This is a genomic window from Tumebacillus lipolyticus (assembly GCF_042682745.1).
Lineage (GTDB): Bacteria > Bacillota > Bacilli > Tumebacillales > Tumebacillaceae > Tumebacillus_A > Tumebacillus_A lipolyticus.
Map to the genome: position 1 here is coordinate 207578 of NZ_JBHUIO010000005.1, position 21919 is coordinate 229496.

General features: G+C 52.1%; 19 protein-coding genes. 8 read left to right on the forward strand and 11 right to left on the reverse strand.

Annotated elements, in window-relative coordinates:
• The first annotated feature begins 450 nt into the window (after positions 1-450).
• A complete protein-coding gene (locus ACFSOY_RS06265) occupies positions 451-1137 on the forward strand; it encodes a YjjG family noncanonical pyrimidine nucleotidase (protein WP_386044873.1) in 687 nt (228 codons plus the stop codon).
• Positions 1138-1261: 124 nt separating this feature from the next.
• Complete coding sequence (locus tag ACFSOY_RS06270) at positions 1262-1639, forward strand: VOC family protein (protein WP_386044875.1); 378 nt, start codon at positions 1262-1264, stop codon at positions 1637-1639.
• A gap of 1754 nt (positions 1640-3393) precedes the next feature.
• On the opposite strand, the gene ACFSOY_RS06275 is transcribed toward ACFSOY_RS06270, so the two are convergent.
• The 3 genes from ACFSOY_RS06275 to ACFSOY_RS06285 form a co-directional block, all read right to left on the reverse strand.
• Positions 3394-4275, reverse strand: coding sequence for an effector binding domain-containing protein (locus tag ACFSOY_RS06275; RefSeq protein WP_386044877.1), 882 nt, complete (start codon positions 4273-4275; stop codon positions 3394-3396).
• 167 nt (positions 4276-4442) lie between these two features.
• Complete coding sequence (locus ACFSOY_RS06280) at positions 4443-4787, reverse strand: ribonuclease H family protein (protein WP_386044879.1); 345 nt, start codon at positions 4785-4787, stop codon at positions 4443-4445.
• A 12-nt stretch (positions 4788-4799) separates the two neighbouring features.
• Complete coding sequence (locus tag ACFSOY_RS06285) at positions 4800-5066, reverse strand: ribonuclease H family protein (RefSeq protein ID WP_386044881.1); 267 nt, start codon at positions 5064-5066, stop codon at positions 4800-4802.
• Positions 5067-5369: 303 nt separating this feature from the next.
• On the opposite strand from ACFSOY_RS06285, the gene ACFSOY_RS06290 reads away from it, so the two are divergent.
• Positions 5370-5888 (forward strand): RICIN domain-containing protein, encoded by a 519-nt coding sequence (locus ACFSOY_RS06290; RefSeq protein ID WP_386044883.1) that lies wholly within the window; start codon positions 5370-5372, stop codon positions 5886-5888.
• 336 nt (positions 5889-6224) lie between these two features.
• On the opposite strand, the gene rnhC is transcribed toward ACFSOY_RS06290, so the two are convergent.
• Positions 6225-7220, reverse strand: coding sequence for a ribonuclease HIII (rnhC, locus tag ACFSOY_RS06295; protein WP_386044885.1), 996 nt, complete (start codon positions 7218-7220; stop codon positions 6225-6227).
• Positions 7221-7335: 115 nt separating this feature from the next.
• On the reverse strand, positions 7336-7761 hold the full coding sequence (locus ACFSOY_RS06300; RefSeq protein WP_386044887.1) for a PH domain-containing protein: 426 nt from the start codon (positions 7759-7761) through the stop codon (positions 7336-7338).
• Positions 7762-8025: 264 nt separating this feature from the next.
• Between ACFSOY_RS06300 and ACFSOY_RS06305 the strand changes: the two genes are divergently transcribed.
• Entirely contained in the window at positions 8026-8448 is a 423-nt protein-coding gene (locus ACFSOY_RS06305) for a hypothetical protein (protein ID WP_386044888.1), read from the forward strand.
• Positions 8449-8518: 70 nt separating this feature from the next.
• Here the strand turns inward: ACFSOY_RS06305 and rsgA are convergent, their stop codons facing one another.
• The 3 genes from rsgA to ACFSOY_RS06320 all read right to left on the reverse strand — a co-directional run bounded on the left by rsgA (position 8519) and on the right by ACFSOY_RS06320 (position 14226).
• The gene (rsgA, locus tag ACFSOY_RS06310; protein ID WP_386046758.1) at positions 8519-9571 is read right to left on the reverse strand and encodes a ribosome small subunit-dependent GTPase A; all 1053 of its coding nucleotides are present in this window, start codon (positions 9569-9571) and stop codon (positions 8519-8521) included.
• Positions 9572-10008: 437 nt separating this feature from the next.
• A complete protein-coding gene (locus ACFSOY_RS06315; protein ID WP_386044890.1) occupies positions 10009-12822 on the reverse strand; it encodes a phosphodiester glycosidase family protein in 2814 nt (937 codons plus the stop codon).
• Positions 12823-12948: 126 nt separating this feature from the next.
• Positions 12949-14226 carry a M48 family metallopeptidase gene (locus tag ACFSOY_RS06320; protein ID WP_386044892.1) on the reverse strand — a complete coding sequence of 426 codons (1278 nt, stop codon included), beginning with the start codon at positions 14224-14226 and terminating at the stop codon, positions 12949-12951.
• Between the two features lie 114 nt (positions 14227-14340).
• On the opposite strand from ACFSOY_RS06320, the gene ACFSOY_RS06325 reads away from it, so the two are divergent.
• The 4 genes from ACFSOY_RS06325 (at position 14341) to ACFSOY_RS06340 (ending at position 17121) form a co-directional block, all read left to right on the forward strand.
• The gene (locus ACFSOY_RS06325; RefSeq protein WP_386044893.1) at positions 14341-14730 is read left to right on the forward strand and encodes an acyl-CoA thioesterase; all 390 of its coding nucleotides are present in this window, start codon (positions 14341-14343) and stop codon (positions 14728-14730) included.
• 80 nt (positions 14731-14810) lie between these two features.
• Positions 14811-15758 carry an ABC transporter ATP-binding protein gene (locus tag ACFSOY_RS06330; RefSeq protein ID WP_386044894.1) on the forward strand — a complete coding sequence of 316 codons (948 nt, stop codon included), beginning with the start codon at positions 14811-14813 and terminating at the stop codon, positions 15756-15758.
• Positions 15727-16476, forward strand: coding sequence for an ABC transporter permease (locus tag ACFSOY_RS06335; RefSeq protein ID WP_386044895.1), 750 nt, complete (start codon positions 15727-15729; stop codon positions 16474-16476). Before ACFSOY_RS06330 ends, ACFSOY_RS06335 begins: the two co-directional genes overlap by 32 nt.
• 72 nt (positions 16477-16548) lie before the next feature.
• Positions 16549-17121, forward strand: a complete 573-nt coding sequence (locus ACFSOY_RS06340) for a CHAP domain-containing protein (RefSeq protein WP_386044897.1) — start codon at positions 16549-16551, stop codon at positions 17119-17121.
• Between the two features lie 23 nt (positions 17122-17144).
• Here the strand turns inward: ACFSOY_RS06340 and ACFSOY_RS06345 are convergent, their stop codons facing one another.
• The 3 genes from ACFSOY_RS06345 to ACFSOY_RS06355 form a co-directional block, all read right to left on the reverse strand.
• Complete coding sequence (locus tag ACFSOY_RS06345) at positions 17145-18098, reverse strand: phosphotransferase family protein (protein WP_386044899.1); 954 nt, start codon at positions 18096-18098, stop codon at positions 17145-17147.
• Between the two features lie 77 nt (positions 18099-18175).
• The gene (locus tag ACFSOY_RS06350) at positions 18176-19114 is read right to left on the reverse strand and encodes a carbohydrate kinase family protein (RefSeq protein ID WP_386044901.1); all 939 of its coding nucleotides are present in this window, start codon (positions 19112-19114) and stop codon (positions 18176-18178) included.
• 173 nt (positions 19115-19287) lie between these two features.
• Positions 19288-21657 (reverse strand): immune inhibitor A domain-containing protein, encoded by a 2370-nt coding sequence (locus ACFSOY_RS06355; RefSeq protein ID WP_386044902.1) that lies wholly within the window; start codon positions 21655-21657, stop codon positions 19288-19290.
• Between the last annotated feature and the right edge of the window lie 262 nt (positions 21658-21919).

The following is a 21919-nucleotide window of genomic DNA, read 5'->3' on the forward strand; positions in this document are numbered from 1 at the left end:
ATATTTCCTTGGTACGTTTTGTGAACTATCCTGATCATCGAATTGTTCGAAATGAATGGGTGGTTCATCATGCAGATGTTGCCATGCGCAGGATGTAGAGTGTTATGTTGCGTTCCTGTTAATTGGTGAGTCGAGTAGGTAACTGAAACAAACCGTATGACATTCATGAGAAGATCCAACTTCTACATAAGTTGAATCTTCTCATGTAAGCCGTCCTATGAGCTTCGGCTGATGTCCAACAATCTCACGAAAGGTTAGATGATAAGTACTCGTTTTGTGTTTTCCTCCCTCATCATACGAATTGGTCAAAGTGAGGAAGGTCTCCAGGCTATGGTGAAAAGCAGTACGACATTGTATGATTGTTTACTATTAGGAGGATAAATTGTTTCATCCTCTATAGAAAGACTGAGTGCAGTCGTTCTAGATCGATCATGATTCATGGAGGTAATTATGAAGTACGAGATCATATTGTTCGATGTTGATGATACATTGTTCGATTTCAGCATGTCAGAAAAGACGGCATTGCAACATACTTTTCTAAAGTTCGGGATGCCAACCGGTTTGACCGATTATCATACCACTTACAAAGAGATTAGCAAGATATTATGGAGTGATTTGGAAAAGGGGAATACCACTTTATCAGGACTAGGGGTGGAGAGATTTAGAAGGTTGTTCTTCGAGCATAGCCTTGAAATCGATGCAGCTAAATTCAACAGCACCTATCTTGGCTATTTGGGGAAGGAAACAGTTCTTGTAGAGGGAGCCCTGGAACTGTGCAACCAACTTGCCGGCTGTCGGCTAGCGATTATTACAAACGGATTTACAGCTGTTCAGAAATCAAGGATCGGCAGTTCTCCTCTATGCAATACTTTCGAGCATATTATTATTTCAGAGGAGGTTGGCTCCCAGAAGCCAGAGAGTGGCATTTTTGATTATGCGTTTTCCAAGCTAGACTTTACAGATAAGGAAAAAGTATTGATTGTGGGCGATTCATTAACCTCAGATATTCAAGGGGGAGCAAATTATGGGATTGATACCTGCTGGTTCAATCCAAACTATGAGGAAAACAGTATTGGAACTCGACCGACATATGAAATCCATGAGCTGATGGATCTGTTGAGGATTTTGAGAATCTAGTTAGATGAAATAAGTTATATACTTGTAGCGGCATTTAGCTAAACAAGTAGATTTGTTGAGTAGCAAATCGCATTTTCGTATTCGTAATGATCAGATCATGAACTAGAAAAAGGAGCTGACCTTAATGAATATCTCTCGCTTGGATCATTTGGTTTTGACTGTAAAAAGTATAGATAAAACATGTGACTTCTATAGCCGAGTGTTAGGTATGAAGGTTATCACTTTTGGGGAGGGAAGAAAGGCACTACTTTTTGGACAACAGAAAATAAACCTGCATGAAGTAGGTAAATTGTTTGAACCAAAAGCAAAAAATCCAATGCCTGGAACTGCCGATCTATGTTTTATAACAGATGTCCAACTTTCAGATGTGATCGATCATTTGGATAGTTGCGGAGTACCGATTGAAGAAGGCCCTGTAAAACGAACAGGAGCATTAGCTCCTATTATGTCGGTGTATATTAGAGATCCTGATGATAATCTGATCGAGATTTCTAACTACTAATTGAGTCCCGTTCACTTGGATAAACTCTGAGCAGCCTTTACCTACCAGTACAGACCGACCCCTCTTTCATCCATCATTATGGCTGCGTTCGATCATGTGAGACGAGAACGATAGTGCCTTCTAAAAGCTAAAAAAAGTTCTAGTGTTTCCGTATACATAACAGAAAATTAGTCGGCTCATCTAAGACCCGCACGTTGTAGATTCCCAAAAAAGTTGGCACAACATGAGTTGCCAAAAGCATTCTGCTATGATTTATCATGCCCGTGACAAAGTGAATTCTGATCGCATAAAATGATACGATTTCAAGTCACTCATAAAAAGAAGGTCTGCATGATGAAATCACAAATAACAGTCGAAAACATGAAGCGAACTCAAGATCTCCAAACAAGATTTGCAGTTGCGTTTCTTACATTATTTTTAGCCACTTTCTTTTTAGGGAGAACTGCGACTCCACAATTAGGCATCGGCCAAATCGTTCTCCTCTGGGGTCTTTTAGTACCTGATATGCGGAAAGTGGTGATGATTTTGTTCGTAGTTTATTACTTTCTGTCATAGCGAGAGCAGAAGTTCGAGCCATAGAAAAAGGCACGCAACGTTTGTATAGCTTCGGTTGTTTCCTACGCGCTTCATCTAAAGGTTTTGAAATCAATCGATCATACTTTTTGTCTTTTGAACGATACAATACTTATTACGCAGACCGAGAAACATGGTGACGCAAGTGCTCTACTTGAATCTGAACGTAATCGCTTACGAACAAGAACAACTCTAACCTCTCAATGGTTGGAGTTGTTCTTGTTCGTAACTCTTCTTGAAAAAAGTATCCCGATGAGTAGAAATAGGATCGGTAACAGCAGCAGATATACACCTATTGACCACATGGCAAGCAATGAACACAAAAAGGACAATATTGCACCACTATACATCTTTTTTGGTGATCTTCTGCGAATTCCCCATATAGCCAGCAGAATACTTACTACCAGTACAGAATAGAACAAATATCCCCAAAACCCCATCTGGACACCTCCACTCAATAGAACACTATAGGTAAGCACGCACGAAAATTACATGATCAACTTTTCATAGAACTCGTTGTATTTAGCAGGCTTGAGGTGCAGGTATACCCTAACATGATTCGTCCTAACCTTCGACCATGATGATCTACATCGCATAAGTCAAGAAACTTTTGGGGGACATTAACGTAGAAGGAGGTGAAAACATATGGACAAAACGGAATTGACATTGAATAATGGCGATACATTTTTTGTGGAGAAACGTAATTGCGAAGCAACTGGTCAGGAGTATGTAGTGGCTTATATGGATACCCATGAGCCCACTAAACAATGTGAAACAAACGTCATCGGATGCAACGGAGTTATTTATACAATTCGATGTAAAACAAGAAATACTAAAGTAGATTGTACAAAGAATCCGCCTATAATCGTTTGTGTTGACGGACCTTGTACCTAGCATATATACATAAGAAATGACAGTCAATTAGACTGTCATTTCTTATTTACACCTCTTCGCTAAACCTTATATTCTACTCCTGTTTCTTCGAGGACCTCTTCCATCAAAGTCTTGATCTTTCGGATAAATTGTTTTGGCAGGGTTTCAGTTAAATTCCGTACAATTACGCCAGCCGTAACCAAACCTCCGAAAAACCCCCATCCACACAAGCAGTACCAAACACCAATAGAACAACTGCCCAATATCATAATCATCAAATGGGCAGTTGTTTCAAAAGGTGCGAAGTCTTACTCCTTCACAATCGCGATGTAGATGTCCATCTGCTTGTCGATGTCAGACTCAGAACGCTCGTCGTACCACTCAAATTCGGGCGTGCAGGCTTGATAGCCGGAGGTGGGAAACCACTCTTGGAATGCTTGCGCCCACGTTTGCTGGATGCTCGACGGGAAGTCCGCGTTGGACGCTTTCGGGGTGGTGAAGACCGCATACGTGGCTTCAGGTAAGGTGATGCACATCATCCCCTCCGGCACGTTGTCAAACGACTCCGCTTCAAATCCAATCACATAGGTAAATCGGCCCGTCTCCGGATCGAAGTTCGTGCACATCCCAATCTCCACGTTCGGGCGAAGTTTGTTGGGAATATTGGCACGAAGGTTTTCTTGGAGATAGCGTTGCCAAAACGCCGGGATGTCGTGGTGGTTTTTTCCTTCATTCGTTTCGGTTTCCAATCCGTAGCCAATCAGTTTGAATGCAGACTTTGTCACAATCTTCGGTGTCATCATGATTCCTCCTTCATGCAGACGGGGAGCGCGCGTCAGAGTCACGAATGGTTGCAACGCCAGCGACAGCCCGCTTTTGCGGTACTCAAGCGGTGTCAGTTCAAACTGCCGCTTAAACGCGCGGGCAAATGCTTCGTGCGACTGAAACCCGGTCGCCAACGCGATGTCGAGAACCCGCTGATCCGTCGTGCGCAACAGCTCCGCCGCTTTGGCGAGCCTCCGCTTGCGCAGATAATCGGCTGCTGTGCTTCCCAATGTCAAAGCAAACACGCGATGGAAATGAAACACGGAAAAACACGCAACCTTCGCCAACTCCTCCATTGTGATCGGTCGATCCAAGTGGTGTTCCATATAGTCCAAGGTGGCTTGGATTCGCTCGATGTACTCCATTTACGGCTCCCCGTCCTTTCTTTCTCTAGGGTATCAGAATCGGAAAGAGGTTCCTTGACAATTATTGCTGATTTTTGCCTTCGAAAAAAAGTTCCCGACAGACGGCGGGAACTCCTTTTATTAGGATCGGGGGTAAAAAACCGCTTCCTACTTGCCGTGGTTTCAAGTTAGAACATCTTCTGTAGTCTTGAAGTGCAGTTTCGCCACGTTCTGAAGTGCCTGTTTTCCGTTCGATTGGACATAAGCCTTCCCCACCTGTACAACCTGTGCGTTCGCCCCTTTGGGATGGTGGTGCCGTATTCCCCCTTCGCCTCTTTATGCCAGCGTAGGTACGCGTCACGCGCCAAGATGGAAGCGGCTGCGACGGCGAGGTTTTGTTGAACTTTGGGGATGAGGATGAGTTGGATGGTCGGGTCGAGTTTGTTCAGGCGTTTCTCGATCAACGTCTCGTTGGCGAACTTATCCACAATGACAAGCTTCACCGGCTGGATTTCGACCAGCTTTTCAATCACCGAACTATGTGCTCAGGATAAAAGCGAGTTGAGGTTCTTACCTTGAGCTTGGAACTTTTCGTACAGCTCGTTGTATTTGGCAGGCTTCAAATGCAGAACTTTGTATTTTCCGAAGCAGATCTTCTTGATCTCAGCCGCAAGCCCCGGAATCTTCGCATCGTTGATCTTCTTGCTATCATCAACACCTAGCGACTTCAACAGCGGAACTGCTTCTGGATCGACGATCACGCCAGCCGTAACCGAACCTCCGAAGTAGTCACCCTTTCCCGATTCACACAATCAGTACCACATTGATTCAGGCGTTAACAAGGATATGCATGGTATACCGCTTCTTCCAAAAACTATGACCTACTTGAAGTGTCTGTTTTCATCATATATCACATATACGAATTATTCACATATCGATTCACTTATATTACTTCAATACGGGTCTCGAACGCGTTGGGTTGGGAATCAACCACGAGCATTAGGTATGATTTATTTATATTTCAAACAAATTATTATGAATATAGGAAAATAGTCACTTTTAAAAGTGATAATTTGTTGATAACATTAAAACATCAAAACATAAGGAGTGAAGTTATGAAAAAGGTGAAGTTTTTTGCAATGATGGCATTGGGTGCGGTTCTGTTCGCCGGTTCCACAGTTGGATTGAGCCCTGCTGCGCATGCAGCGTTTGATCCGAACGCGACCTACAAAATCATCAATCAAGGCAGCGGGAAAGCCCTGGACGTAGAATTTAATTCCACCGATGCATGGACCGGGCTCCATCAGTGGACCTATCTTGGCTTGGCGAGTCAGAAATGGAAGCTGAAGCCGTCCACTGACGGGTACTACTACCTGGTTAATGTAAACAGCGGGTTGGCAGCAGACGGTTCGGGAGGAAGCAACGGCTCTCGAGTTCTGCAAACGTTCTTTGATAATCGGGAAACCGAAAAATGGGATCTCCAACAAGTCGGAAGTTCCTTCAAAATTGCCTCAAAATTCTATGGCAAAGTGTTTGATATTCAATTCAACTCCACGAGCGATGGCGGCAAAGTTCATCTCTGGCAATCCCTCTCAGGAGTTAATACCCAGCTCTGGAGCATTGTGCAAATCTAAGTACGCAGTATAGTTCGGCCGGCACGTTGTACCATGCAAAAAGACAAGCATCTATGTCAATTAGGTGCTTGCCTTTCTTTACGTCTTGAATTCCCCTTGTACCCAATGCCCCCATCGGAGTATGGTCTAGGACTCGCTCCTTCATTGTGTAGCCAATCTCGTCAATATCGTTGACGATAAACCATTGAATCTGACTCGCCACGTGATCACTGAACTCCGCCCTCGGAAAAGTTTGCACCTCGCAAGTTCCGAAACCTTGACGAGACACAAAAAGGCAAGCATCCACGGTTTCCCGCCAATTGCTTGCCCTGAGATGGAGTTGGGGTTGCACTGCTACTATCGCAAAACTTCTTCTGTCGTCTTGAAATGCAATTTCGCCACGTTCTGAAGTGCCTGTTTTCCGTTCGATTGGACATAAGCCTTCCCCACCTGCACAACCTGTGCGTTCGCCCCTTTTGGGAAGGAGATGCCGTATTCCCCCTTCGCCTCTTTATGCCAGCGCAGGAACGCGTCACGCGCCAAGATGGAAGCTGCTGCGACTGCGAGATTTTGTTCAGCTTTGGGAACGAGGATCAGTTGGATGTTGGGGTCGAGTTTGTTCAGGCGTTTCTCGATCAACGTCTCATTTGCGAACTTATCCACAATGACGAGCTTCACCGGTTGGATTTCGACCAGCTTTTCGATGACCGAACTATGTGCCCAGGACAAGAGAGAGTTGAGATTCTTGCCTTGAGCTTGGAACTTTTCGTACAGCTCGTTGTATTTGGCAGGCTTTACATGCAGAACTTTGTATTTGCCGTAGCAGATCTTCTTGATCTCAGACGCAAGCCCCGGAATCTTCGCATCGTTGATCTTCTTGCTATCATCAACACCTAGCGACTTCAACAGCGGAACTGCTTCTGGATCGACGATCACGCCAGCCGTAACCAGTCCACCGAAAAAGTCACCCTTCCCACTCTCATCCGTGCCGATCCACGATTCCTCAAATGCGAGCGGAACGAGCCCCTCTTCCTTCGAACTCCGCTTCCCTTTCTGCTCCGCCGAAGTCGCTTGCCCGTCCGCTCCGCCAGCAACTGCAGCGCTGGGATCGCGTCCTTCGAGGGCGGCCATCACCCGCTCCACCGCCACTTTCGCTTCCCCTTCTCCCCCTTGCGCTACCAGCCGCAGTCCCTTTTTGCCAAAATAGACGTTCAGCTGTGCCCGAGCTGCGCCGAGCCGGACTTTAAACTGGTGCCCATACGGAATCTCCTTCTGCTCGATGATCTCCATCCCTTGCTCCTGAAGCAACACCTCAGCCCGTTCACGCGCGCTTTGCAAATCTTTGATCGCCAAAAGAATCCCCCTTTTCGATCTCCTGATCACTTTTTCATCCGCTCAGGCAAAAAGAACCGCCGAAAAACGGCGGTGTCGATCATCAGTATGCCTAGCAAGCGTCGATTGCCAACAGTTATAGGTTGATTTCCACTTGTGGACAGCGTTTCTTGAGCATCTTGATGAATTCATCCCGATCCAGCGGGGAGATTAAGACGGAACCGTAGCGACCATACCTGATCTCCAGCCGCTTTAGCGACAACGCGGGGCTCGATAGCGGGTTGGAAGTCTTCTTTACCGATCGGATCTCCGCCAAAGGCACCGTCTTCTTAAAGAAGCTGAACCTGATGACCAAATTCTCTTCCTCGACCACATAGTACGTGGTAAACCAGAGCAACAGGAAAAAGAGCGGAAGCAGGATGGTCACCATCGTCAAAAACAAAACCTCGGCTGTGCTGACCTGCTCAGTAGCGAGCGTGAAAATACCGCTTCCGATCAATAAAAGCATCGTTCCCCAGATGAGCAGGGTCAACCACCAGTCTTTTTTCGAAACGAACTTCATGCGCTTCCCTCCATCTTCCCCTTGTCTTGCGCGCTCTACGCATCTGTCTTTGCAGTCCTTGCACTTCACTGCTCTTTTATATCAACACAGATAGCAGCAACTTGCCCCTATCGTTTGCTACACGCCAATCAGCATATCTTTCCTATTCTGCTTTGCACTTCCATCTCCTCGTCATCGCTTCTGACAATTTTGCGAAAGATCAGCAGTTCCCCCCTCTCGTAAAATGAGATAGAATAGACAAGAATACTAGAGGAGGTGTGCAGCATGACCTGGTTTTATCTGATCCTTGGGTTTCATCTGCTCGCTGTCGTCACAAAGCTCGGCGTGCTGTTTTATATTCCGAGGTTGAAAGACGTCGCGCAGATTCAATCATTTCTCGGCAAGTACAAAGCGATCGATCGCTATGCGAACTATTCGCTCTGGGCGACCGGTTTGGGCATGGTGCTCGTCACGTCGATTCAACTGCTGTTTCAAATGTGGCTGCTCGTCTCGATGCTCTTGTACACGCTGATCTTCTATATCATCAAGCGCGTTGTCATGCGCCGGATGGAATCGATCATCGCGACCAACAAAGTCTATGCGCACGAAGAGATTCGCACGCTCAAGGTGGAAAACTATTGTGTGATCGTCGTCTCGCTCGGCCTGTTTCTCGCCATCGGCGGGCTGATGATGACCAAGCCGTTTTAGAGAAGCAGAAGATTTAGAGAAGCAAAAAGAGTCCCCTGCACATAGCAGAGGACTCTTTCTATTCTATCGGCTAGCGATGCTTTTTGTTCACTCCGCGCATCGACTTGGTAATGTTCTTCCACTTCTGTCGCTCTTGAAGCTGGGCGCGAGCATCATCTTTGCGCGCCAGATAGGCTAACTCACGCTGGAGCTTCACATAGCTGTTGTAGCGACCCTGATCGAGCACACCCTCGCGCAGCGCCCCTTGCACCGCACAGCCTGGTTCGCTCTTGTGCGTGCAGTCGCGGAAACGGCAGTTCTCGGCGATCTCCTCGATGTCAGCAAACGAATCGCTAAAGCCTTCGTCCGCCTCCCAGAGCTGAAGTTCGCGCATCCCCGGCGTGTCGATCATCAGACCGCCTTGGGGGAGCTGAATCATCTCGCGGTGTGTCGTCGTGTGCCTGCCGCGGTCATCCCCTTCGCGAGCCTCGTGTACCAGCTGTACTTCGCGACCGACCAAGCGGTTGGTCAGCGTCGATTTGCCGACGCCAGACGAGCCGAGCAGCGCGACCGTCTGTCCCGGTCCCACATAGGGCAACAAAGCGTCGATGCCCTCATTTTGCACAGAGGAGATGATGTGGATCGGCACGCCGATGGCGATGCTCTCCACTTGCGCCAGCCGTTCTTCCACATCCTCACACAAGTCAGCCTTGGAGAGGATGATGACCGGCGTGGCGCCGCTTTCCCAAGCCATGATCAGATAGCGCTCGATGCGGCGCAAATTAAAATCGTTGTTCAGCGCGTTGACCAGAAAGACGGTGTCAACATTCGCCGCCACGATCTGCTCTTCGGTCGTGGTTCCGGCGATCTTCCGCGAGAACTTGCTGGTGCGCGGCAGTACCGCATGGATCGTCGCCTTGCCCTCTTCTGGGCGGACGCTCATCACCACGAAGTCGCCAACGGCAGGAAAGTCCTGTCGCCCAGCAGCCTGGTAGCGAAGCTTGCCCGCCACGTCTGCCAACAGATCGCCCTGCTCCGTGTACACTCGATACAGATGCTTATGCTCAAGCGCTACTCGGCCTACCGTGTAGCCTTGATCTGCGTAAGAAACAAAAGATTCTTCAAAAAAGGGCTTGAAGCCCATCGTCTGCAAATTAAAAGTCAATGTGGATTCCTCCTGAAATGTTCGATCGATTCAACAAAAGCTGATCCGATCACGGAGTCATCCTCACTTCTTCCGGTTCCAGTTGCCTTTAAAGGAGGATCTCCGTGACCTCACCTGCAACGACATGGTAGGAAACACTCTGCATTTTCACCATATACCCATCACTCCTTTTCAAAAACAACCACTAGAATCGGTATTTACTAAGGTGATTTCAACAGACTTCTGTCATTTCCTGCTTTTTTGCTCAGCCAATTTGATCAATCCTATGCAAAGAAGTTCCGGACTGCCACCATGAACGGCGCCTCTGCCCTTCTCGGCTGCCGATCTCCTGCTATCTCGATCGCACCTCAACTCAATTGCGATCGCCCCTTAGCATGCCCGAAAACGATGAACGGAAGACAAAAAAAGGGACCGCTTTACAGCAGTCCCGCTTGTTGCATCATCTTGTAGATCAACGCCGCCGCTTCGCCCCGGTTGGTGATGCTGTCCGGGCGGAGATAGCCGTCCGATCCGACCATGATGCCAGAGGCGGACAGAACGTCCACTTTGTCTTTGGCCCAGGATTGGATCTGCGCCGCATCTTTAAACGCGATCGGCGTGCCTCCTTGTGGAAGCTTTTGTTTGTATTTCAGCGCGTTGTAGATCATCACCGCGATCTGATTGCGATCCACCGCGTCGCTCGGTGCGAATCGATTGTTGCCAACGCCGCTGGCCAGACCCGCTTTGACCGCAGCGCCGACCTTTTTCTCATACCAGGAGTTTGCCACCACATCGGTAAATTGCGTGCCTGGCGCATCTGGCAGACCGAGCGCGTTGACGATCAAGGTCGCCGCCGACGCACGGGTCAATTTGTCATAAGGTGCAAAATGATCCTTGTCGATGCCGAGAATGATGTTTTTCGTCGCCAACTCCTCGATCATCGAGCGACCCCAATGCGTCGCGATGTCGGGGAAGGTGACATCAGGCTTCGGCGTCGGCTTCTCCGCATAGGTTCTCGCCGCATAGAGCACTTGCAGATCGTTAAAATACAGCGTGCCGCTCACGTCGCGCGCAAGTCCCTCTGCCACCAGATCGAGGTAATCGAGCTTCAGCGGGAAGGTGGCGTTCGCCGGAAACTTGAGCGTGACATACTTCCAACCGCTAAAGTCGATCTTCACCTGATTGGTCGCCTGCACGATCGTCCCATCTGGCTTTTCGAACGAACCGATCAGCTTCATGCCGGAGTTGTCCCCGTAGACCCACATGCCGACGCCGATCGGGTTGACCGCCGCGTTATCATTTTTGGCCGGCAGCGACAGCGCGTCTTTCGGATAGAAGACGAACTGCTGTAAGCCGGCGTTGCCCGCAAAGCGATAGTTGAGCGCGGTCGACGCGGTGAAGCCAGGTCTGGACTGGGCAGAGCTCGTCGCAAGCGTGCCGACATCGCCCCAGCGGTCCGTTCGCTTCCAGAGCTGCGCGTTGTCCATCCGGTCGACCGTCTTTTGCACATAGCCGACATAGACGCTCGCCGTCGCCGTCTTGTTGCCGATCTTCGCGGTCACGGTGGTCATGCCGTTGCCCGTCGCATTCGCTGCGGTAAACTTGCCGTTGTTCACCGAGCCGTATGTAGCGTTGGAGGAAGTCCAGGTGAGCAGCTCAGGATTCAAGGTGAGCGTCTGACCTGCTACCGTCCCCTTGGCGGTAAACGTGTATGTTTCCCCAGCTCCGAGATCGACCACGCTCGGGGAGAGCGTCAGCGTATCGACCGAATCGTAGACGGTCAGCGGGATCTCGGTGTAGGCGGCCGGATTGGACTTGGCGGCGACGATGATCTTGCCGCGTCCGCCCTGCTTGCTCGCCACAAACTGTCCGCTCTGGTCGATCGTGCCGAGGGTGGACGGTTCCACGGAGAATGTCACGCCCTCGCTTGGGAGCGGATTGTAGTTCTGATCGAGTACCGCATACTTCTTGGTCACCTTCGACTTCTCGCCGATGAACACCTGAACGCTCTCGCCCCAATCGGTCACTCGCGCAGGCGTTCCAAGCGGCGACTTGCTGTAGACGAACAGCCCGTTCGCCACGCGCCGCTCCCTGCCGTCAGACGGGCTGTTGGTTACCGTCGCCTTCGTGTCACCAGGCTGGCGCAGCACCATCTCGGTCGAACCGCCGCCGTCGAGCAGCATCGCGTGAGCCACGCCGCGCGTTTTGAGGTAGTTGGCCGTCTGCACATAGGTCAGCCCGATCGAGCTCGAAGTGCGCCCATCGACGACCAGCTGCAACATCCGTTTGCCATCTGCTGTCACCGCGACGCCGGTGATCGGTCCGCGGTAGGACGAGGCGCCCGGCAGCGGTGGATTGGGGTCAGCGAAGTACTGCCCATCTTTGAGCAGGATCGGACCGCCGCCGATCGCATATTTCAGATTGGTGCTTCCCGGCGATGTGCCGTATGACAGGTTGACCGTATCGCCCTTCTGCACGTTTTGCATCACATAGTTGATCGGGCCGCTGCCTTGGGCGATCAACTTCACATAGCCGAATGGAGGCGCTTCGGTCACCGTCTTCATCGGCTCGACGCTGGTCACCTTGTAGGCGCCGCCGTCCAGCTTCTGCAGGGTGACGATCGTCGCATTGGCGACCATCTCCCAATAGCCGAGCTCTGGCGTCAAGAGCACCATGTCGTTCGGATAGGTGACCGGATGGCCGTTGAGCGCACGAATCGTGTACGCCTGCCCGTTCGCTGCCGTCACGCTGCCCTGGAACGAGTATTTGCCGATGATCACCTGATTGTCATAGCCGATGCCGAGCACCGCCGAAGGTGACGGATGATGGATCAGCTGTCCCTCCTGCACCGACATCCCCAGCGCCATGCCGGATGATTCAGACTCGAAAAAGTCGCCGTTCACTCCGGCCACCGCACCCGTTCGGTTCGCCATCGACGAAACGGTCTCGTTCTTTTCGTTTTCCAACTTGTCCCCCGACATGACCGTCTTGACTTCCACGTTCGGATCGTCGAGGTTCACCCACGTCTCGTGAAGGAGGATCGGGCCGCTCTTCGTGTTATACTGGATCGTTTGGTACGTGACGCCCTTGGTCACGACCACCTCTTTGCTCGCCGTCTTGGACACGATCTCCGGCCAGGAGTAGATCTGCTCTGCCGAAGTAGCGGCGAGAGCGCCGCTGGTCGAGCCTGTGATCAGCGCAAGGTTGAGCAACATTGCCTGTGCAAACTTCAGCCCTTTGCGAATCTTCAAAATATCCCCTCTCCTATCAACCTATTTACGATGGTTACAGGATACTAGATTCTGGGTATGAAGACCATAGGAAGTTAGGCTTAAAAAGGAAAAGCATGCCTGCGACAGGCATGCTCACGTTTGCGCTCATCTCGTTTTTTGCTGTTTGGCCATCTCCTCCAGATCGCGAATGCGCTCCGATAAGGTTGGATGCGAGTAGAGCAACAGTTTGACCAATGGCGACGGGTTGGGATCGGAGAGCGAGAGCCGCGACAGCTTCTGAAAAGAGGTCACGCCCGCCGCCGCATTGCCTCCGGTGATCTCCACCGCATAGCGATCTGACGCTTGCTCATGCACGCGCTGCAGATAGTTTTCTGCAGGTGCCACCAAAAAAGAGAACAGGGACAGGATCAGCAGGGCGACCGGCAGCGCCGCTATGTCCTGCTCGCCTTTCAGCCCCCAGACCCTTCCCATGAACCGAACGACCAGCGGGTAGACGATCGAGAGCAGATAAAACGAGATCAGCAGGATGACCAGCGAGCCTGCCAGCCCCCAGAGCATGTGATTTTTCACATAGTGACCCATCTCATGGCCCATGATGAAGAGGATCTCCTCCTCGTTCAACTGACGCAGCGTCGTATCCCAGAGCACGATCCGCGCGCTCGGCCCGATGCCGTTCACATAGGCGTTCAACCCGTTTGTCTTTTTCGACATATCGACTTCATAGACGTTCTGGCTGGGGATGTCCGCCTTTTCAGCAAGGTCGAGAATCTTCGCTTTTAGCTGTTGATCCTGCAACGGCTTAAAGTCATTGTATAGCGGATCGATAAAGACAGGCTGGATGACGATCAAAAAGATCAACAGCGGCACCGTCGCGCTCCACAGCCAGAGCCACCAGCTCTTCGGCTTCTTGCGGATGATCAGCAGGGCGATCCAGATCACCGGGATCGTCAGCAGCGTATTGATGCCCAGATCGAGCAGCAGTTCGCTAAACCACGCGCCTGGCGTCATGTTGGACACGCCGTAGTTGACATCGACCATGTGCCGGTACCAGCTGAGCGGCAGATGAAGCAGCGCGGTGATCAGCTGAAACAGCACGACGTAGAGCGTGACCTGCCCGAACGTCGAGCGCTTAAAGCGATTGATCGCCAGGTTGCGCATGCGGCTGGAGAGACCCGCCCCCAGCAAAAACAGCAGGATCACCCAGTCGAACCCAACGCTTGCAAAGTAGAGCGCTTCCTTCGTTCGTGAAAACTCGACCGTCCGCTGGTACTCCTCCTCCGACATAAAGGAAAGCGGATGGGCCGCCTCCCCCTTGACCACCTCGGTCACAACGCTTCCATCGCTGTAGACGTAATGAGCCATCCACAAGCTGGCCGCCAAGATGAAAAAGCAGAGCGGGATCGTCAAGTACGAGCGCTTCATCGTCTCTCCCCCTTCGATCTTCTTGTCCCTCCTCCATCCTATTCGCCTGCCGCTTCCCACATGCCTAAGCGCAGTCGACGTGTTAGGATAGAGGCAGAGGAGGCGTTCGCACAGATGAAAGTATCACTAGACATTGTGGTTCGATCGACCGAAATTGATGTAAACGGACATGTGAACAACGCAAAATACTTGGAGTACCTCGAATGGGGTCGTGAGGAATGGTATGAACGTGCCGATCTGCACTATGACCAATTCACCAAGCTGGGCATCCAGACGGTGACGGTAAACATCAACATCAACTACAAGAAGGAGTGCAGACAGGGCGATCTGCTCACGATCACCACAACGCCTGAGCGGATGGGCAACACCTCCTACTCGCTGAAGCAAGAGATCACCAACCAGCGCGGAGAGCTTGTCGCAGATGCGATCGTCACCTCGGTCGCGATGGACATCGAGACACGCAAAGGCCGCCCGGTGCCGGAAGCGCTTCGCCAGCTTTTTTGAACGAAGTCTCTGTCTGCCTGTCACAAAATCCCCCTCTACGGTTTCTTCCAAGTGAAGATCTAGTGAAGGGGGATTTTGCGTTGAAACCATTGCTTGAAGTAAAACGACTGAGCAAAACATACGATGGACGGCAGGTCGTCCACGATCTGGATATGACCATCTACCCTGGGGATATCTATGGATTTCTCGGGCCGAACGGGGCGGGGAAGACGACGACGATTCGGATGATCTTAGGGCTGATCCAAAAGTCGAGCGGCGAAATCCTGTTTGCCGGCAAGCCGCTGCATCTGCTCGCCGATCCGTATGCGCAAATCGGCTGCCTGGTCGAATCGCCCGGGCTGTATCACAATCTGACCGGCAGACAGAACCTCGTCCTGTTTCAAAAGCTGAGAAAGGCGAAGGACAGCGCTCGCATCGAAGAGCTGTTGGAGATGGTCGATCTACAGTCGGCAGCCGATCGGAAAGTGAAGGACTACTCGCTCGGGATGAAGCAGCGGCTGGCGATCGCGATCGCCCTGCTCCCCAACCCGCGCCTGCTGATCCTCGATGAGCCGACGAACGGGCTCGACCCGGCCGGCATTTCGGAGATGCGCACCTTTTTGAAAAAGCTCTCCGAACAGGGGATGACGATCCTGATCTCCTCCCACCTGCTCGATGAGATCGAAAAAGTGGCCACCCGTCTGTGCATCATCAACCAGGGAAGACAGGTGGCAGAAGCTCCACTCGATCAGCTGTTGCACACGCATCGCGATCTGGAGCTCGTTTCGCCAAAGCCGGAAGCTCTGTATAAGTTTGTCACCGATTGGCTGCAGATGCGCGGCCACACGGCACTGACCCGGTTGGTGGATGGCAACGTGCTGATCGAGGGCTTCAGCGATGACTCGGCGCTGTTGAACACCGCAGCCATTCAGAGCGGGCACAGCATCTCCGAGCTACGAATCAAAACATCGCGACTGGAAGACATGTTCTTTACGTTCACCGAAGGAGGAGACAACCATGTGGGCCGTCTGGCAAGCAGAAGCGTATAAATATTTCAAATCGAAACTGTGGTGGGGGACGTTGCTGCTGATCTCCGTTCCGCCTTTGCTCAACCTGATCCTCTGGATCGAGCACATCTCGCGAAATCCGGACTTTGTCCTGACCTATGCGGAGGCGCTACCGCAAAATCAGACCATCACCGCCCTGCTCTTCGGCCCGCTCGTCCTCTGCCTGCTGAGCACGCTCTCGATCACTTCAGAAGTGCAGCATGGCACGTTGCGCTATGTGCTGACCTCGCAGATCAAGCGGTGGGAGCTCCTGCTCGGCAAAGCGCTCTGGGTGTTCGGGTGGAACTCCTTGCTCTTGCTGTTCGCCAATCTGGTCAACTTCTTGTTCGCCTTTGCGATCGGTGCGACCGGGTCTGTTCCGATCGCCGATACGCTCGTGTCGTGGCTGATCATCTCCGCCTCGCTAGCTGCGATGATCCCCGTCTACCTGTTGATCTCACTGTGGATTCCGAACTTTTTCGTGCCGGTCGGATTCGGGCTGATCGGCACGTTTGTCGGCCTGATCCTCAGCAGCTCCAAATACATCACCGTCTATCCCTTCACCGTCTCGGTCGTTCTGGTCTCCAAAGCGCTCGGTGAAGATGTCGGTCAGGAACTGCTCGGCACCTTGCCGCTGTGGATCGGGATTCTCTCTGGCATCGGCATCATCGGTATGATCTTGACGGCCGTTCTCTTCCAGCGCAAAGATGTGACCGCCTAAACATAAAAAGTGGGAACGGCAGACATACTACCTCCGACAAATGAACAAAGGTTCCCAAAGGAGGGCTCTGTCATGCGCCGCCTCGTCTGCACGCTGGCCTTTCTCGCCGCACTCAGCATCGCACCACAACCGCTGCACGAAGCTGCCATCACCAACGACGCGGAGGCGACCGCTCTGCCCGCCTTGGCCGGAGGTCCGATTCAACCGCTGGCAGAGGGGCTGTATGCGCTCAAAGGTGTGGACACGCGGCGAGGATTGCAATGCGTCGAATATGTGGAGCGCTACTATGTGACGCACTATCCGGACACCTTTCCCTTTCGCAACTCAGGGCCAGGCGCCTACGACATCTGGGAAGGAATTGCCGATAGCAAGGCGGTCGGCGGATGGTCAGATCGTCGAGATCGCTTTGTCGCCTATGAAAACGGAACGGCCGCTCCACAGCCGGAGGATATGTTGCTCTATGACCGCACGCGGGGTGAAGGATATGGGCACATCGCGCTGATCGCCGAAGTGTATCCGACCGCGGTGGTCATCTTGGAACAGAACAGCGGTTGGGACACCAAAAAAGTGCTTCCGCTCGTCGAAAATCGCATTTTTGATCGCGGTGTGAAAGGGATCATCCGCCTGAAATCGAACGATCTGTAAACAACAAAAGGGAATGCTGATGTTCAGCATTCCCTTTTCAGCTTGCGAGCGCATTGGCGAATCCACCCGCATTTGATCGCGAGGATCGTTTCGATCTCCGCTTTTTTCAGATGGCCCTGCCTGTATTTCCAAAGCTCAAAGCCGAGCATCATCAGCGTGTTGTCCAGCATGCAAGCTGTATACGCATCGTCAAAATCGGCTTCGAACACCCAGCCTCTGATCTCCATCTCGCTTCTGTACAGATCGAGCACGAACGGATGCAGCGATTGATCCAACACATCTTGCAGCAAAATCGTCACATCGCGCACCGGCACCGCAAGCGACGAATATTCCCAATCGATCAGGCGAAACTGCCTTCCGTCGTGCAAGATGTTCTCCATGTGCGGGTCGCCGTGGGTGAACGTCTGCCTCCCCTCGACATAGCGCTGATAGCGCGGATAGAAAAAAGATGCGATCTCCCGCAGCTCTGCCAGCAGCGCTCGATCGACCCCGTCCAGCTTCCCCAGCTGTTCGCCGAGTTCAACAAGCGCTGCTTTGGCGAAGTCGATCGACGAGTGAAACGGATACGGGGAGACCAATCCGTCCTGTCGCCACGCGTCGCTCACCTGTTCGAGCGATGCGTGCAGTTCGGCGAACAGGGCGACGATCCCTGCGAGGATCTCCTTCTGGCTGGCAGCATCGCCGCTGCGGAAGATCGATTTGACGCTCGTCCCCGCATCTTCGATCAACAGCCCCTTCTCCGCCACGATCCGGTACAGTCGCGGCACTCCGTGCGACAAAAGCGGCACGACCTGCTGATAAAAGGTTCGCTCCGCATCGCGCCCTTCCGCAAATCGCTTGTAGACAGCCCGCACCTCAGCGCCCACCTGATCGCGCAGTCGCAAGCGATACAACGTGCCGGTAAAGCCGCCGACCACCCGCTCCTGTTCGATCAGGCTCCACCCCATCTCTGCCAACGCCTGTTGCAGCTCGTCCATCCTCACACCTCCTCTTCACAAGAAAAGCTGCCCGATTGTTTCGAGCAGCTTCCTGTTGATGCGCATCTTTTACCAAGCTATTTCAAGACGGCTACCTGCTGAAAGAGCGCGTTGGTCTTGATCTTCTCCGAAATCGACGGATCGACCGCCTCCTTTGAGGAGATCGTCCACGAAGCGAGATACGTACCGCACTCGACCGCTTGCTCCATCGCATGGCCGTGGGTCAACCCGAACACCGCACCGGCAAAGAAGGAGTCGCCCGCCCCGGTCGTATCGACCACCTGCGTCGGAATGACCGGAACATAGCCAAACTCATCTCGCTCTCTGCTGTAGAAGACGCTGCCTTCCGCGCCCATCGTGATCACCGCCGTCTTCAAGCCGCCAGCGGTCAGATCTTTCGCCGCCATCTTCGCCTCTTCGACCGAAGTGGTCTTGACGCCATACACTTCTTCAACTTCCTGCTGGTTGCAGACAAACATCTCCATGTCATCGATCAGCGAGCGCTTGCCGAGCAGCACCTCCAAGTTACCGACGATGCCAAAGACAGGCACATCAAACTGTTTCGCCCAGGCAAAGATCGCTTGCACCACCAGGTCGTGCAGGTCGAGTTCGATCACGACTGCCGAAGAGTTCTTGACGATCTCCTCCCCATTGCGCAACAGCAGATCTTCCAGCTTGGACAAGTCAGGCTTTTGCGAGACCGATGCGACCAGCGACCCTTCGCCGTCGAGCACCGCCAGCCATTGCCCCATGCCGTTCTCCGTCTTGACCATGCGCGCCGTCTTGATCCCGATCTCCGAAAGGAATGCGATCACCTCATCACCCTGCGCGGTGTTCGCCACCGAGGAGATAAACTCCACGCTGCCGCCCGCACGACCGATCGCCTCTGCCACGTTGCGCCCAACCCCTCCGTGCGCAAACTCCACATGCCCTACATTTTTCGTATCAGAATTGACCTTTCCGTTCGAGTAGCCCTTGATGTCTACAAAAACGGTGCCGATCACTGTAATCGCCAAGACACTGCCCCCCACTTTTCGCTAAAGATAGTAGATGAAAATACAGCTCATTCGATTCTATTATACTTGACTCCTTCACAAATCCCCACATAATTTTTGCAAATCCTCAAGGAAAAGTATGTTTAAAAGGGCTTCTTCCGCATGCTGCGAAAGAAGCCCTGTAAACGGTTTGCCTATTTGAAGACGCGGATCGCACCGACAGACTTGTCAGGAGATTGACCCGTGACCAGAACTTTCACACCGTAAGAGATGAGATTACGGCCAGCATCTGGCACATTGTTGTTCATGTACGATTTCGAATCATCGAACAGAGGTTGCGGCAGCTTGCTCTGTGCGTACAGCGTGCGATCCGGATACACCAGGTTCAGCGCGGACGTCATGTTCAAGCCGAACGCTGCGTCGCGGATGTGGTAAGCGGTACCCGCTTTAATGCCGGTGCTCCACTTCAGGTTTTCTTGCGTATGTGCATCGACGACGCCGAGGAAACCATCGCCCGGATGCAAGCCAACCCAGTTGTCGGTGAAGGACGGGTCGACATACCAGATGACCAGACCGCCATCATAGCTCATCAGCGACTGACCGCGGCGGATGTTTTTCAGACCGACGTCCACGCCAGCATGGTTACGCCATTCCAGCAGGTAGTAGTGGTCAGTGTACAAGTTGCCGTCAGACTTGGAGAAGCCGTTGAGGGTGAATTTCGGAGTGCCCTCTGCACCATCTTCGAGCAGCGTAGCGCCATCAGCGGTCACTTTTACGTTGTCCACATAGATGCCCGCCATCGAAGAAGCCCAGTCGGTCACGTTGCGAACCGAGATCTTGATCTGCTTGCCCGCATAGGCGGACAGATCGAACGTCTGATGCTGCCAGCCGTTCGAATTGCCCGTAAGGCCAGGCAGGTTCTCTACGACGGTCGGATATGCTTCCGGCACAGCGGTGGATTTGGTGTTCGCGTTGGACAGAGAAGTCCAAGTAGCACCGTTGTCCTCCGAGACTTGGACGAATGCAAAGTCCCAGTCCTCTTCGATCTGGTACCAGGAATCGAAATCAAGCGTAGCAGAGGTCTTGCCGGTCAGGTCGACAGATGCGACCATCGTGGTATCGCTCTCATCGCCAGTCCCGCTGTAGTATTCGTAGGTGCCGGTCGGCGGAGTGTTCACATAAGTTTTCTTCTTCGGCAGGTTGATCTGAACCGCCTGATGGTTCTGACCGTTCGGCGAGTTCGCTTGGTCGAGCACGAACGATTTGCCGAGCTTGTTGAGCTGGTTCAGCTCAACGACGGTCGGAGCTGTCCAGTTGCCACCCATCGTGGACTGGAAGTACGATTTTGCAAACGGGGAGAAACCGGTCGGCTCGGTGCCGCCGATCTTACCTGCCCAAGAGCCGGACGCCATGATCGACCAGTAGGAGACAGCCTCTCCTTCGCCGGTGTAGTCTGTGTCATACTCATCCGGCAGGCCGAGATCGTGGCCATATTCGTGCGCGAATACGCCCGTTGCGCCGTCTTCCGGCATGATCGTATAATCATAGAAGCCCGGGAGACCTTGACCCAGCCCGTCCGGATCGACCAGAACTGCAGAGCGGTGCGACCAGATCGCATCATCGCCCAGCGAGCCGCCGCCCGCTTCCTGACCGACACCCGCGTGGATGATCATCAGGTGATCGACGAGGCCGTCCGGCTCGCGCAAGTTGCCGTTTCCATTCAGGTCATGTACATCTTCCAGATCGTAGTCTTGCAGCGGAATGCCAGCCGCCTTCGCAGCCGCATAAGCGTCAGCCACCAGACGCTTGGAGCCGCCTGGAGCGAGGTTGTCATGACCGCCGTTCGGGCTGTCCGCGCCGTAGTAAGCTGCCGTGCCCGGCAGTTTCAGCCAGCCATACGCTTTCCCGTCTACCGTGTAAGTGCCACCAGACTGTTCCAGATAATACTGTTTCATCGAGATGAAGTTTTCACCGTTCGGACCGGTTACACCGTTGCTGCCGAAGATCATGTCTTCGAAGTGACCGAGCGTGTAGTTCGGATACCAGTTCGACGTTTCACTCGGCTGGATCTGGTTGTGCCCGTAATCGGCAAATTCAACCGCAAGCACCAGCACCTTGTCCTTGCGAACCGGACCGATGTACGGTGTCTCTTGTACCGGTTCAAGGCGATTTAAGAAGTTGCCGATCTTCTTCCCTTTACCGTTCATCCAGTTGTTCTTGAAATTCTGCTGCTTCTTATTCTCGTTTTTCTTCGCTTTTGAAGCGATCGGATCTGCCACACTCGGGCCAGCATCCACCTTTTTCCCTTTGAGCGCGATGTATGATTTCAGATAGTTTTTCTTTTGCTCAGCAGTTGCTCCTGCCGGAATCTTTCCTTGCTTCTGCAGCGATTCGATCAAACGATCTTCGTTCATGATCGCTACATCAAGTCCACTATTTCCACCCGAGTGTACTACCGCTTGTCCGGACGTGCTTTGCTCCGGCTTTGCAGCTGACACCGTACCTGAAAATAGCGTACTTGCAACCAGAGCGCCACTGACGCCTACCGCAAGTAACTTTTTCATTAAGTGCTCCCCCTTATCTATCTATTGGTTACGCTATGAGTATAATAGACTGAATCTTCTAATGTCAACATAATTTTTTATTTTAATTCATTGTATTAATGGTTTGGCATTGTACTAAACATTTATGTATGAGCGGTTGCAAAGATTGAAAACTAACGGTTCTAACCGTTCTGAAAATTCTTTGTTTTAATTTAATTAGTAGAAAAATATCTCGATCTGTCGTAGAGTGTAGAATGTAGAATTTGTAAACGACACAAAGGAG

Bases quoted from the DNA above. Each gene is read 5' to 3' on its own strand.
- ACFSOY_RS06265 (WP_386044873.1), top strand. From the start codon at position 451: ATGAAGTACGAGATCATATTGTTCGATGTTGATGATACATTGTTCGAT.
- ACFSOY_RS06270 (WP_386044875.1), top strand. From the start codon at position 1,262: ATGAATATCTCTCGCTTGGATCATTTGGTTTTGACTGTAAAAAGTATA.
- ACFSOY_RS06275 (WP_386044877.1), bottom strand. From the start codon at position 4,275: ATGGAGTACATCGAGCGAATCCAAGCCACCTTGGACTATATGGAACAC.
- ACFSOY_RS06290 (WP_386044883.1), top strand. From the start codon at position 5,370: ATGAAAAAGGTGAAGTTTTTTGCAATGATGGCATTGGGTGCGGTTCTG.
- ACFSOY_RS06300 (WP_386044887.1), bottom strand. From the start codon at position 7,761: ATGAAGTTCGTTTCGAAAAAAGACTGGTGGTTGACCCTGCTCATCTGG.
- ACFSOY_RS06305 (WP_386044888.1), top strand. From the start codon at position 8,026: ATGACCTGGTTTTATCTGATCCTTGGGTTTCATCTGCTCGCTGTCGTC.
- rsgA (WP_386046758.1), bottom strand. From the start codon at position 9,571: ATGGGCTTCAAGCCCTTTTTTGAAGAATCTTTTGTTTCTTACGCAGAT.
- ACFSOY_RS06320 (WP_386044892.1), bottom strand. From the start codon at position 14,226: ATGAAGCGCTCGTACTTGACGATCCCGCTCTGCTTTTTCATCTTGGCG.
- ACFSOY_RS06325 (WP_386044893.1), top strand. From the start codon at position 14,341: ATGAAAGTATCACTAGACATTGTGGTTCGATCGACCGAAATTGATGTA.
- ACFSOY_RS06335 (WP_386044895.1), top strand. From the start codon at position 15,727: ATGTGGGCCGTCTGGCAAGCAGAAGCGTATAAATATTTCAAATCGAAA.
- ACFSOY_RS06340 (WP_386044897.1), top strand. From the start codon at position 16,549: ATGCGCCGCCTCGTCTGCACGCTGGCCTTTCTCGCCGCACTCAGCATC.
- ACFSOY_RS06345 (WP_386044899.1), bottom strand. From the start codon at position 18,098: ATGGACGAGCTGCAACAGGCGTTGGCAGAGATGGGGTGGAGCCTGATC.
- ACFSOY_RS06355 (WP_386044902.1), bottom strand. From the start codon at position 21,657: ATGAAAAAGTTACTTGCGGTAGGCGTCAGTGGCGCTCTGGTTGCAAGT.